Raw genomic sequence first — 12110 nt, 5'->3', positions numbered from 1 at the left:
ATTATTAAAGATTACAAAAAGGATAAGAACACTGATGCATAACAAACAATCTTATTTCAAGATACTGATTTTTACCGGCTGCCTCATGATCTTTTGGGGCGGCTGTAAATCTGTCGTGAAAACCTATCAATCACCAAACGTAGAAATTGACAGCCTTTTCAGGGGTAATCATTTAATAACAAATGACAGTGCCAATATCGGGTCACTGCATTGGAAAGAACTGTTCAGGGATTCTCTGTTGCAGGCACTCATTCAGGAGGGCATTGATAATAACCTGGATTTAAAGGTGGCCTATTCCAGGATTTTCCAGGCGGCGGCCTATTTAAAACAAAGTGAATTGAGTAACTATCCCAGCCTGGATGCAGATGCGAGTATTGAATATTCAAAGAAAATAAGCACTTCAGGGGCTGTCAGTCATGTGCATCAGTATTCTTTAGGTGTGGACGCCAGCTGGGAAGCGGATATCTGGGGAAAACTGAAGAGCGCAAAAAAAGCCCAGATGGCTGCTGTCTTGTCTTCCGAAGCCGCCGCGCAGGCTATAAAGACAAACCTGGTAGCTTCCATTGCCAGAAACTATTATTCTTTAATGGCCTATGATAAGGAGTTAAGTGTTACGCTGACCACAGTAGATACCTGGAAACAAACGGTTAAAGTGATGAAAGACCTGAAAACCGGAGCAAAGGTAACCGAAGCCGCAGTTGTGCAAAGTGAAGCTGAATTATATGCAACGCAGGTGTCTGTGCCGGATCTGAAAAGAAATATCCGGGAAACAGAAAATGCGCTGTGTTATCTGTTGGGCAGAGACCCCGGAAAAATTGCCCGGGACAGCCTTTCTGTGAAGGAATTTATCCCGCTGTTTAAAACAGGCGTCCCTGCCGAGATTCTGGCCGGCAGACCGGATGTCAGGGAAGCTGAGCTGGATTTCAGGCAAGCTTTTGAATTGACCAATGTAGCCAGAACGTATTTTTATCCCTCACTGAATATTACCGCTAACGGAGGTTTAAGCAGTAATGATTTATCCCGTTTTTTCAGTACCGGCTCCTTGGTCGGGGGCATTATCGGCGGACTGACCCAGCCTATCTTTAATAAAAGAGCCAATAAAACCAGGTTGGAAATTGCCAAACAGGATCAGTTGCAGGCCTTGTATAATTTTAAGCAGAAATTACTGGGCGCGGGTCAGGAAGTGTCCAATGCGCTGTATAGTTACCGCTCTGCCACGGACAAAATAGCGCCCAGGACCCTGCAGCTGAGCAGCTTACATAAAGCCGTTGATTATACGCAGGAGTTGGTACGCAATGATTTTGCTGACTACAGTGAAGTGCTGATTGCCATGCAAAGTCTGCTATCTGCGCAGATTAATCAGGTCACTGATTTTTTGCAGCGCAATGAGGCGATTGTGAACTTATATGCTGCCATGGGCGGCGGCTGGCAATAGGCTTTGGTGGCGGGCTATTGAGTTGGTTTTGTGGATATTAATAATTTATAAATCATTGATTTACCGAAATTTATATTTAATTTAAGTTTATTTTTCTTGTAAAATTGTATCTTTAAATGCTTAAAGACTTTTTTTGAAGTTTTTAAACCGAAATTTAAATAAACCAAGCGAGAGAATAAATGGCAAATGCGCGTATTGTATGGGTGGATGATGAGATTGAAAGCCTCAAAAGCCAGAAAATGTTTTTGGAACAAAAAGGGTATGAGGTGATTACCTTCGCCAACGGCTATGATGCAATTGAATATATAAAAGAAAACAGGCCTGATGTGGTGCTACTGGACGAATCCATGCCCGGTATCAGCGGATTGGAAACGCTGGCGGCCATTAAGGAAATATACAGAAGTCTGCCTGCCGTCATGGTGACCAAAAACGAGACGGAAAACCTGATGGAAGAAGCCATCGGCAGCCAGATTGCCGATTACCTGATCAAGCCGGTTAACCCCAATCAGGTACTGCTGAGCCTTAAAAAAATACTGGATAATAAAAGGCTGGTAGCAGAAAAAACCACTACTGCCTACCAGATGGAATTCAGGAATCTGTTTATGGCGCTCAGTGACAATCCGGATGCGGAAGGCTGGCCGGAGATTTATAAAAAGCTCACCCACTGGGAACTGGAAATGGAAAAGACCGGCAGTCCGGAGATGATGGAAATCCTGCAGTCCCAGAAACAGGAAGCGAATAGCGCGTTCTTTAAATTTATCAGCAAAAATTATCTGGACTGGATTCAGGCAGGCAGCGGCAACAGGCCCGTAATGAGCCCTGATCTGATGAAAGAAAAAGTGGTGCCTTTACTGGAAGCGGGTGTGCCGACATTTTTTATACTGATAGATAATTTAAGATTTGATCAGTGGAAAATGATTCAGCCTTTGCTGGAAGAGGATTTCCGGCTCACGAAGGAAGAAACCTATTACAGTATTTTACCTACCGCAACCCAGTATTGTCGTAATGCCGTCTTTGCAGGCATGATGCCGCTGGAGATTGCTGAGAAGTTCCCGGGTCAATGGAAAAATGATGAGGAAGAAGGGGGTAAAAATCTACAGGAAGAGGAGTTTTTAACCGCTTTTATTAAGAAACTGCAGAAAAAAGATATTAAATACAGTTATACCAAAGTGGTCGGTAATCAGGATGCGCAGCAACTCGTCAGCGGCATTCATAATCTGCTGCATAATGATTTAAATGTGATTGTCTACAATTTTGTCGATATGCTAAGCCACGCCCGAACGGAAATGGAGGTCTTAAAAGAACTGGCCGGGGATGAGCAGGGGTATCGCAGCATTACCAAAAGCTGGTTTGAGCATAGTCCGCTCCGCCAGGCCCTGAAAAAAATTGCGGACCGAAAAATACGCATCGTTATCTCCACCGATCATGGGAGTGTTCAGGTGAAAACACCCTACAAGGTTATCGGAGATAAACAGACCACCAGTAATTTACGGTATAAGCATGGTAAAAACCTGAATTACAATTCAAAAGACGTACTTGCTTTTAAAAATCCAAAAGAAGGGGGGCTTCCCTTGCCTCATGTTAATAGTTCTTTTATTTTTGCCAAGGAGGATGGATTTCTTTGCTACCCTAATAATTATAATTATTATGTCAATTATTATAAAAACACCTTTCAGCATGGTGGGGTAAGTATGGAAGAAATGATTATTCCGGTCATCCAATTGGAAAGTAAATAAGAAACAGGTATATAGAAAAATATTTATATGAGTATTGACGCGCATAATTTAAACGAACAAGAAGAAAATAACCTAAATACGCAGGATCACTTGGCAAAGGATTCGGGAGAAAATGAACAAAGCCGCACAGAGGCTGATGACACGGATGAACTGCAGGAGGCTGAAATTTCAGCGCCGGATCCTCAGCAGGCAAAGGAGCCGGAGGAAGCACTGTCAGCAGACACAGAAATTTCAGAGGCGCTATTAAGCGAACAGGGTACGGGTGATGAAAAGATAATTGAGGCGGACGCGGCAAGCGAAGATGCGTTGGAAATGGATGCAGATGCCGATGCAGAAGAAGGTGAAACCCCTGCAGTACAGGGTGAGCTAAAACCTAAGGCAAAGCGAAAACGTAAGCAGTCAAAAGAAGCAGAACCGGAAAAACCGGTGACTATTTTACATATGGTATTTGATGAGCCGGGAGGCGAGCAGATCAGACAAAGTTTTGAACTGGATCCCGCCAATACCGGAGAGATTATTTATATAGAGGATAATTACAGCCTGGGGCCGGTGGGAGAACTGGAAACTCCGGAAGGCTGGCAGCTCAGAAAAGGCTGGTGGCAGGCGGTGCTTGGCCTGGATCCTGAAACGCAGCCCGAAGTAATGAGCGCGGATAAGATGAAGCTGCATCAGTTGCTCCAGCGGCTGGAAGAACAGCAGGATACTGTTTTATGGATCTGGATGGGGCAGAACGAAAGAGATGTAGCCGGATATTATTACATCATTAGTCATTTAATGGATTTTCAGGGGCGGATTTATGTCGTTTATTTAAATAATTTACCTTTTATAGATGAGAAGGGACATATTTTTTATCCAAGACAGTTATCGGAAATCCTGCCCAAGGAATATGTGAAGGCGGCAAGACTTGCCCGCATAGTTACCTTAAGTGAATTTGAACTGGATCCGGAAGAATGGGAAAAGTTATCCCAGTTACCGGGATCGGTTCGGTTACTGGAAGGCGGTAAAAAATTAGCTGTAAAAGAAAATGATTATTATGATAAAATCATTTTAGATCAATTAGGCGCTGCTGCCATGAAATTGTCCAGGCTGTTAGGGCTGCTCGCGACCAAGGCTAAACTGGGATTGCCGGAGTATTATATCATCTGGCGCATTAAATCTTTAATCGAGACTGGCCAGGTAATTAGTCAGGGAGAATTTGAGAAGGGTGGCAAAAATGTGACGCTGAAGGCTACACAGGGGCAAATGTTTGTGGAGCTTAATGCTGAGCAGGAGGAGGACAGCGCTGAATAAGCGCCCCGATTTTTTTAAACAGCTGGCTTTGAATGGCTTAAAACCGAGCTAACAAATTGTAAAGGATTTTAGGCATGGTGTTGGTATAACCATATATGTAAGTAATTGTTTATTTATCTAACTATGTGATTCATAATTATTTACATTTGAAAACCAGGTTTTGAAACATAAATTGAAAATCGAAAAATCAAAAATCAAATATAATGAAAAGCAATACATTGAAACTATGCGGGTTAGCGCTCGTTTGTTTTGTATTTATCTTTAGCAGTTGTGTTCCTAAAAGGGATCTTGTAGCCTCACAGCTGCGCACCAGACAATTGCAGAGCGATAGTGCGAGAATGGCTAGTAATATCAGTGATTTACAGGACCGGATTACCGGCCTGAAAAATGATATCGCTAATCTGAATGATCAGGTAGCCTCTTTGTCACACAATAACAATACAAAAGAGAACCAGCTGGCACAAAGTAAACAGGCCTTACTCAGTCAGCAACAGAAACTCAAACAATTACAGGATCTGCTGGCAGCGCAGAAAGCAAAATCCGATGAATTAAGAAAGAAAATGGCAGACGCCCTGTCCGGATTTAGCTCTAGTGAGCTGACGGTGACGCAGAAAAACGGTAAAGTATATGTGAGCATGCAGGAAAGCCTGCTGTTTCCTTCCGGAAGCGCTGTGGTCAGCCAAAAAGGGGTAGACGCCCTGGCTAAACTAGCGGCAGTGCTGAACACCAATCCTGATATTCAGATTGATATTGAAGGACACACGGATTCTATTCCCATCAGGGGTCGATTCCAGGACAACTGGGAATTGAGTACGGCAAGAGCCAATTCCATTGTCCGTATTCTGGTAGACCGTTACCGGGTTAGCCCGTTAAATCTGGTGGCCTCAGGACATAGCCAGTACGATCCGGTCGCATCCAACAGTACACCGGAAGGAAGAGCGCAGAACCGTCGTACGGAAATTATTCTGAGCCCTAAACTGGATGAGCTGTATAATCTGATTAATCAATAAACAGCGCATCAAAAATATTTTCAGCATCATTAAGCAGATCGCCCCTTGTCCCCAGGTTACTTAGGACAAGGGGCGATTTATTTAAGTTAAGTGGTGCCGCGGCGGCTTTGTTGAGCAGGCGTGCTGACCAGGGAGCGCAATAAATTAAATTAGTTAAATGTTTAACTAATTCGTATCTTTGTACCCGCAGACAAAAAAGAGAAGCAGAAAATAGCGCATAAAACGGGGAAGGAAATAAGGACGAAAATGGAGAAGAAAAATAATAATACGGGTAATAAGACGCCTCCTGCGCTAAAGACTGCAGCAGGTGGAAGGCAGGCTCTCCCGAAATCTGTTCTTTCAAATGAAGACAACGGGCAGACTGCACGCCTGCTTAAAAAAGCCATTACACGTTCCATCAGTAAAGTACATACCGCTACCCGCCTTCAGCTGAATCAGTCCCTGAGCAGGGCTGGTATTGATATCACCCCCGATATGTATTTAATCCTGCGCGCCCTCTGGGAAAAAGATCAGCGTAGTCAGCAGGAGCTGGCTGACGATGTATTTAAAGACAAGGCCAGTCTGACAAAACTGGTGGTGAATCTGGAAAAAAGAGGACTGATATACAGAACGGAAGGCGAGCTGGACAGGCGGAGTAAAATTGTGGCCCTCACGGCTGAAGGCCGCGCGTTAAGGCACCGCGTTTATCCAATTGTGCTGGACCTGATTGAAACACTGGAAACGGGATTTTCAACCGGGCAATTAGCCATGATGCAGCAGATGCTGGAAAAAATGTATGCGCGTTTAAAAAGATAATTTTTTGCATAAATAGTTAAATGTTTAACTATATTAAAGAGGATGAAGTATGTTAGTGGGCAGCAAACCTGCAGGTAGCAGTAGTTTTTACAAGGAAGTGCCGGGATGGCTGAGTGATCTGTCTATTTTTATATTACTGCTCAGTCAGTCTTTCGTCAGCGGCGTGTCGGCCTATTCGATATCTGAGGTGACCTCTTTTTTAGGAAGCTCCAGTGAACTGATACATATGGCATTTTATGCCAGCAGTATAGGCCTGGCGGCAGTTTTGCCGCTTTTTTACCGCATCAGAAAATATATGCGGCGTAAAAGAATGTGGTTGTGTGGTTTGATGCTGGAGCTTATTTTGTGTCTGGCGGCAGCTCACCTGAGTTCCGCAGGCGAGTTAGTGGCAGTGAGTTTTTTACTGGGCGCCGCTAAATGCATTTGTCTGATAGACGGGATCGGCATCTTAATGGCAAGATTTAATCCGGGTAACAGCAGGGGGCTTTTTTACGGGCTGTATTATTCAATTTCTTATACAGGCAGTCAGGTGGCCGGTTATTTTGCGGCTATTTCCGTGCTGGATTACGATTGGTCTTATACGTATTATATAGCGATTCCGGGGATTATCATCAGCATGGTCATTGTGGGATTTTTAATGCATCATTACAGAGCGCACAGAAAGGTACCTATTTACCAGTTTGACTGGCTGGGGATGATCTTGTTTTTAATGCTTGCCTTCTGCGTATGTTTTATTGCTATTTTCGGTCAGCGCCTGGACTGGTGGGACGCAAAGGAAATCCGGACAGCGAGCCTGATTGCCGGCGGTTCGCTGATTATGTTTATTCTGAAAATGCTGTCCACCAGAAGGCCTTATTTAAACCTTTCTACGCTTAGTAAGTTTCCGCATACGATTACCGGGTTTGTGCTGATGTTTTTATTGTATTTTGTATACAACAGTTCCTCCGTTTTCTCCGGCTTTGTTCAATCCGTAATGGGGTATGATTACAGAAACGTGGCGGCCCTGAATTTATGGATGCTGCCCGGTTTTCTAATAGCCATACCGATGGCCGGCTATCTGTTGCATCATCATTACCGTTCAAGGGTCGTACTGGCCATGGCATTTCTGCTTTTTGCCGGTTATTACTGGATGACCTATTTTCTTTTTTATCCTGAGGGCGCCATTCATTATTTTATTATCCCACAAATACTGAAGGCGGCTGCCTACGGAATGGCCATCACCACACTTTCCTATTATGCATCCACCAATGTAGAAAAAAACTATAACGGAGATCGTGCTTTTTTAAGTGTAGCGGTCCGGTACGTCTTTGCGGCGCCCGTTTCTGCCAGCTGGTTCAGCCGTCTGGTTTTGGTTCATACGACCAAACATTTTACGGCGATGACGGCGTCCGTTACTGCTGATCGTCTGGCAGGACCTGAATATATAGAAGGAGTAAGCCGTAAATTTATGCAGTTCGGCTATGACGCTGACCATGCTCGCCAGGTGGGAAGCCTGCTGCTGCATCATAAAATTTTAAAAGAAGCCACGATGCTCTCGGCCCGAGATATTTATTTATGGCTGGGAGTAACGGCCATCCTGGTTATGCTGATCATCCTTTTGATAAAAAAACTGGATATCCATTACCTGAAAAATAAGAACAGTTATGCATTGCTGGATGCTTAAGCTGCATCCGATTATCCGGAAAGATGGCTATCTCTTTTAAAAAGTATACAATCAAGCCGTCAAAGCTTTGGTGAGACTTTTTGTGCAGGGATCTTTTTGAAGGTGTAATATAGTCCCCTTTTCGCGGGGTTTGCGAATCTGGCTTAGAGTTGGCTGTTTCAGTATGCATCGAAATAGCATGCTTTTTCACCAGACCCAGGCGTATTATAAAAAGGACGTTTTAATAAACTTCCTTTTTTGATCCCGTCAGCAACAGGCAAAAGGCCGTCCTGCTCAGGCGCCGAAAGATCCCATATTGGACGAAAAGATTTTTACGGCGATGGCTAACAAAATGACGCCAAAGATTTTTCTCACCGCGAGAATGCCCCCCGGTCCCAGCATTTTCTCAAACCATCTGAGTGAAGTAATGACCAGGTATACAAAAAAGAGATTCAACAGGATGCCGCCTATGATTTCCAGCTGGCTGTAAATAGCTTTCAAAGAGATAATAGTGGTAAGTGTCGCACTGCCTGCGATCAATGGGAAAGCCACCGGCACGATAATGCCTAATTCCTGATTGCCATCTCCTTTAAAGATTTCATGACCCAGGATCATTTCCAGGCCCAATAAAAAAAGTACGATAGAGCCGGCCAGGGCAAAGGATTTAATATCCAGCCCCATCAGGTTTAGGAACTGTTGCCCGACAAATAAAAAGCCAATCATGATAATACCGGAGATAATGGTAATCTTTCTGGCGCTGAATTGTCCTTTGCTTTTCTCTTTTATGGAAATAAACAAAGGGATCGACCCCAGCGCATCAATGACCGCAAATAAGGTAAAGGTAACGGTAAGCAGGTGATCAAACTGAAAGCGCATAGGCGTATACTTTGACGCAAAATTACGAATAATTGGTAGTTTTTTGATAATAGAGCACAAAATGCTTTGCCCATGGAGTGAACATTGCTAAATTTGCCCTATGAGTAAAACAGCTGGCCTGATCAAAGGCCTATTTGGCGCCGCAGTGGCCCTTGTGTCCCTCTGGGGCTGTAAACAGGGCATGGAAGATCCGACTTCTCTGGTGTTTAAGCAAAAACAGGCAGATGCTTATCTGGAATTTTTGAGTGCACATCCCGATAGTTCAGGGCTCAGGCTACTGACTGCTCAGAAGCTGGACAGTGTCGGGCGTTATAAGGATGCTTTATTGCAGATGGATACGCTGTTAAAAGAGGATAGTACCAAGTATGGTCTCTGGGTGGTTCGGGCCAATATTTTACTGGATAGCACGGATACCAGCGGTGCTGTCGCCGCTTATGGCCGGGCACTGACGCGTTATCAGGGCGAGGAGGCGCTGCTGGCTGAGGGCGTTATTTTTGCACTCAAAAATCAGGACACCTGTCTTAAGATAGCAGAGCAGTTAAGCCGCAACCCTGTCTATAGCCATTATATTAAAGGGCTGTATGCGGCCCATCAGCTCCAAAGGGACGAGGCATTGCCTATGCTGGACAAAGCCATTGAACTGGATCCGGCATTTGCGGCTGGCTACGCAACAAAAGCAAAACTTTATTTAGCATTAAGCAAGCCGGACAGTGCTAAAATAGCCGTGCTGGAAGGTATCCGCCATAATGCACATTCCATTGAGCTGCTCAATACGGCCGGAGCGGTCTTTGAGGCCCTGCTGCAAAAGGACAGCGCCGACAGATATTATGAAAGCAGTTTAAGGATTAAGCCGTATCAACCTGTAATTGAACAAAAAATAACAAAGCAGACCCAATAGTTCAGGGCCGCTGTTGTCAAAAAAAATAATTATATGAAGCGTATAATCGCCCCCTCTTTTCTGGCTTCCAATTTTTTAAAACTGGCCGAGGAAGTTGCCATGGTCAATAAAAGCGAGGCAGAGTGGCTGCATCTGGATATCATGGATGGCCGGTTTGTTCCTAATATTAGTTTCGGGCTGCCGGTCGTAGAGCAGATAGCCAGCGCTACGGATAAGTTCTGCGATGTACATTTAATGATCGTGGAACCTGAAAAATATTTGGCAGACTTTAAAAAAGCGGGTGCCGATCAGATCAGCGTGCACATCGAAGCCTGTCCGCATCTGCACCGGGTGCTGGAGCAGATTCATGATCTGGGTATGAAAGCCGGGATAGCGGTTAATCCGCATACCCCTATTGATTTTTTACGCGATATCATTCAGCATGCAGATGTCGTCAATCTGATGAGCGTCAATCCGGGATTTGGCGGTCAGAAATTTATTGAACATACCTATATTAAAATAAAAGAACTCAGAGAGGTGATTGACCAAAAAGGGTTAAATACCCTTATTCAGATTGATGGCGGGGTCATACAGGGAAATGCCCGTACGTTGTTTGATACGGGAGCCAATGTTCTGGTGGCCGGCAGCTCTGTATTTAAAGCGCCGGATCCTGAAAAAGCCATCGCCGACTTGCTGGGCGCATAAAGCAAGGGTGGTAGCGGGCGATAAACCCCTTGTCCGTTAAGGAGCCAGCCGGCTGATTTGCCAGCTATTTTGAGTGAGGGTATATAAGATTCTGTCGTGAAGTCTGCTGGGGCGTCCCTGCCAGAATTCAATGCTGTCGGGTATTAACACATAACCGCCCCAGTGCTCGGGTCTGGGAATCTGATCAGGGAATTTTTCTCCATATTTTTTTTCATTGTCCTGCAGAACGGATCTGGAAGCAATTGGCTGACTCTGAGGGGAGCTCCAGGCGCCAATCTGGCTGCCATGGGGTCTGGAGGCAAAATACTGATCACTGAGCGCCGTGCTTACCTTATGCACTTTTCCCTTTACCCGGACCTGTCTTTCCAGTTCCTTCCAGAAAAACACCAGCGCCGCATTGGGGTTTTGTTCAAGTTGTCGGCCCTTACTGCTGTCATAATTAGTGAAAAATACAAAGCCGTTTTCTGCAATATTTTTAAGCAGCACAATGCGGGCATCCACCAAACCGTCCTGAGTGGCCGTAGCAAGCGTCATGGCATTTACTTCGCCTGCTTCGGCATTGATGGCCTGTTTCCACCATTTGTCAAACTGGTTAAAGGGATCCTGTTCTACATCTGACTTACTGAGTGTCAGCTGTTTATATTCTGTACGGATATCTGCAATATGACTGTGCAGGGCAGAGGAATGATCCGTTGACTGAGCCATGGTATCTGAAATTATAATAATGAGTGACGAATGAACCGAACCTGATAGAAGGCAGGGGGCAACCTTATCCCGTAGACCGGAAGTAATAGCACGCGGCCGGGAATTTTATTTTTGACTGGCCCGTTCCAGATATTCTTTCTCTTCCTTTGAAAGCGATTTATATCCCTTCAGCTTGATCTTATCCAGTAATTCGTCGATTCGTTCCTGGGTAATCAGTTCCGTCTTTTTAAAGGGTTGTCCTTTTGCCTTATAAAATAACTGAGGTCCTTTTTCTCTTTTATGACGCGCTTTTTTTTCGGGATTGAAAATATCATCGATGCGGTATACCAGATGATACATCCATTCGCAATAATCCCTGCCTTTTTTATCATAGCTCCACATGATAAAAAAGCCCAGCAAGGCGGAGCCTATATATGCCAGCACAAGCGGCATACCGGCTTCCACACTGGAACTAAGTGTGATGGCCATAAAAAGCACAAATAATACCCATAGCGGTATCCCGCCGCTTAGCATAGGGAAGATTTTGTATTTAGGCCCATAGGCAGTGGTCCCGGCTGCTACACAGATCAGCGCTGTGGTGGCGCCTGCCAGTTGCGCCATATGTGTTCCCTGGGGCAGTGCAATACTGGTTATTAAAAATACAAGTCCGCCGAAAATACCGCCATACAGGTACAGCGGAATCATTTTACGGTTGGCAGCCAGGCTCTGTAATATGAATCCAAAGGCGGCCAGCCAAAGCAGATTGGACAAAAGGGCCAGTAAGGACTCATGAGAGAACATATAGCTGATAATGGTCCAGGGACGGTGCACAAAAGCGGCACCTGAGGCAGGCAGCGCGAAATAATCAAATATCTCCTTATGAAACAGCGCCACATTATCTGCGGCCACATTACTGGTAGCCGTCATAAAATAGAAAATCTTAAAAAAGACCAGCAGAACAAAAAATATGGCATTGGTCATCAAAAGCAGAACCAGTGCGTTGCCGGTGCTTCCCAGCGAAATTCTGTTTTTAGGGGTGAGCGTACTGTTCATGGTTGTA

11 protein-coding genes are annotated in these 12110 nt (G+C 44.9%); 8 read left to right on the top strand and 3 right to left on the bottom strand.

From position 1 onward, the window contains the following. Window positions 1-34 precede the first annotated feature (34 nt). The 6 genes from BLU80_RS04955 (at window position 35) to BLU80_RS04930 (ending at window position 7929) form a co-directional block, all read left to right on the top strand. A complete protein-coding gene (locus tag BLU80_RS04955; RefSeq protein ID WP_211481750.1) occupies window positions 35-1435 on the top strand; it encodes a TolC family protein in 1401 nt (466 codons plus the stop codon). 179 nt (window positions 1436-1614) lie between these two features. After that, complete coding sequence (porX, locus tag BLU80_RS04950) at window positions 1615-3171, top strand: T9SS response regulator signal transducer PorX (RefSeq protein WP_091394396.1); 1557 nt, start codon at window positions 1615-1617, stop codon at window positions 3169-3171. A gap of 27 nt (window positions 3172-3198) precedes the next feature. After that, complete coding sequence (locus tag BLU80_RS04945; protein WP_091394391.1) at window positions 3199-4461, top strand: DUF1835 domain-containing protein; 1263 nt, start codon at window positions 3199-3201, stop codon at window positions 4459-4461. Window positions 4462-4664: 203 nt separating this feature from the next. Then, a complete protein-coding gene (locus BLU80_RS04940; protein WP_091394388.1) occupies window positions 4665-5471 on the top strand; it encodes an OmpA/MotB family protein in 807 nt (268 codons plus the stop codon). Window positions 5472-5717: 246 nt separating this feature from the next. Next, window positions 5718-6266 (top strand): MarR family winged helix-turn-helix transcriptional regulator, encoded by a 549-nt coding sequence (locus BLU80_RS04935; RefSeq protein ID WP_091394384.1) that lies wholly within the window; start codon window positions 5718-5720, stop codon window positions 6264-6266. Window positions 6267-6315: 49 nt separating this feature from the next. Further along, on the top strand, window positions 6316-7929 hold the full coding sequence (locus tag BLU80_RS04930; protein WP_091394381.1) for an MFS transporter: 1614 nt from the start codon (window positions 6316-6318) through the stop codon (window positions 7927-7929). A 273-nt stretch (window positions 7930-8202) separates the two neighbouring features. On the opposite strand, the gene BLU80_RS04925 is transcribed toward BLU80_RS04930, so the two are convergent. After that, window positions 8203-8784, bottom strand: a complete 582-nt coding sequence (locus BLU80_RS04925; protein WP_091394378.1) for a MarC family protein — start codon at window positions 8782-8784, stop codon at window positions 8203-8205. Window positions 8785-8884: 100 nt separating this feature from the next. Here BLU80_RS04925 and BLU80_RS04920 point away from each other — a divergent pair, with 100 nt between their 5' ends. Both BLU80_RS04920 and rpe read left to right on the top strand, forming a co-directional pair. Continuing rightward, a complete protein-coding gene (locus tag BLU80_RS04920) occupies window positions 8885-9682 on the top strand; it encodes a tetratricopeptide repeat protein (RefSeq protein ID WP_091394375.1) in 798 nt (265 codons plus the stop codon). 33 nt (window positions 9683-9715) lie between these two features. Continuing rightward, a complete protein-coding gene (rpe, locus tag BLU80_RS04915) occupies window positions 9716-10366 on the top strand; it encodes a ribulose-phosphate 3-epimerase (RefSeq protein ID WP_091394372.1) in 651 nt (216 codons plus the stop codon). 36 nt (window positions 10367-10402) lie between these two features. Here rpe and pdxH read toward each other — a convergent pair whose 3' ends face one another. After that, window positions 10403-11071, bottom strand: a complete 669-nt coding sequence (gene pdxH / locus BLU80_RS04910; protein ID WP_091394369.1) for a pyridoxamine 5'-phosphate oxidase — start codon at window positions 11069-11071, stop codon at window positions 10403-10405. 105 nt (window positions 11072-11176) lie between these two features. Beyond that, the gene (locus BLU80_RS04905) at window positions 11177-12103 is read right to left on the bottom strand and encodes a rhomboid family intramembrane serine protease (RefSeq protein ID WP_091394366.1); all 927 of its coding nucleotides are present in this window, start codon (window positions 12101-12103) and stop codon (window positions 11177-11179) included. Window positions 12104-12110: the final 7 nt, after the last annotated feature.

Source organism: Arachidicoccus rhizosphaerae, from assembly GCF_900107765.1.
In the GTDB taxonomy this organism is placed as follows: Bacteria; Bacteroidota; Bacteroidia; order Chitinophagales; family Chitinophagaceae; genus Arachidicoccus; species Arachidicoccus rhizosphaerae.
This window is presented reverse-complemented; position numbering and strand designations above follow the sequence as displayed.

Excerpts from the sequence above, each read along its gene's own strand:
- BLU80_RS04955 (WP_211481750.1), top strand. The coding sequence starts at position 35 with ATGCATAACAAACAATCTTATTTCAAGATACTGATTTTTACCGGCTGC.
- porX (WP_091394396.1), top strand. The coding sequence starts at position 1,615 with ATGGCAAATGCGCGTATTGTATGGGTGGATGATGAGATTGAAAGCCTC.
- BLU80_RS04945 (WP_091394391.1), top strand. The coding sequence starts at position 3,199 with ATGAGTATTGACGCGCATAATTTAAACGAACAAGAAGAAAATAACCTA.
- BLU80_RS04940 (WP_091394388.1), top strand. The coding sequence starts at position 4,665 with ATGAAAAGCAATACATTGAAACTATGCGGGTTAGCGCTCGTTTGTTTT.
- BLU80_RS04935 (WP_091394384.1), top strand. The coding sequence starts at position 5,718 with ATGGAGAAGAAAAATAATAATACGGGTAATAAGACGCCTCCTGCGCTA.
- BLU80_RS04930 (WP_091394381.1), top strand. The coding sequence starts at position 6,316 with ATGTTAGTGGGCAGCAAACCTGCAGGTAGCAGTAGTTTTTACAAGGAA.
- BLU80_RS04925 (WP_091394378.1), bottom strand. The coding sequence starts at position 8,784 with ATGCGCTTTCAGTTTGATCACCTGCTTACCGTTACCTTTACCTTATTT.
- BLU80_RS04920 (WP_091394375.1), top strand. The coding sequence starts at position 8,885 with ATGAGTAAAACAGCTGGCCTGATCAAAGGCCTATTTGGCGCCGCAGTG.
- rpe (WP_091394372.1), top strand. The coding sequence starts at position 9,716 with ATGAAGCGTATAATCGCCCCCTCTTTTCTGGCTTCCAATTTTTTAAAA.
- pdxH (WP_091394369.1), bottom strand. The coding sequence starts at position 11,071 with ATGGCTCAGTCAACGGATCATTCCTCTGCCCTGCACAGTCATATTGCA.
- BLU80_RS04905 (WP_091394366.1), bottom strand. The coding sequence starts at position 12,103 with ATGAACAGTACGCTCACCCCTAAAAACAGAATTTCGCTGGGAAGCACC.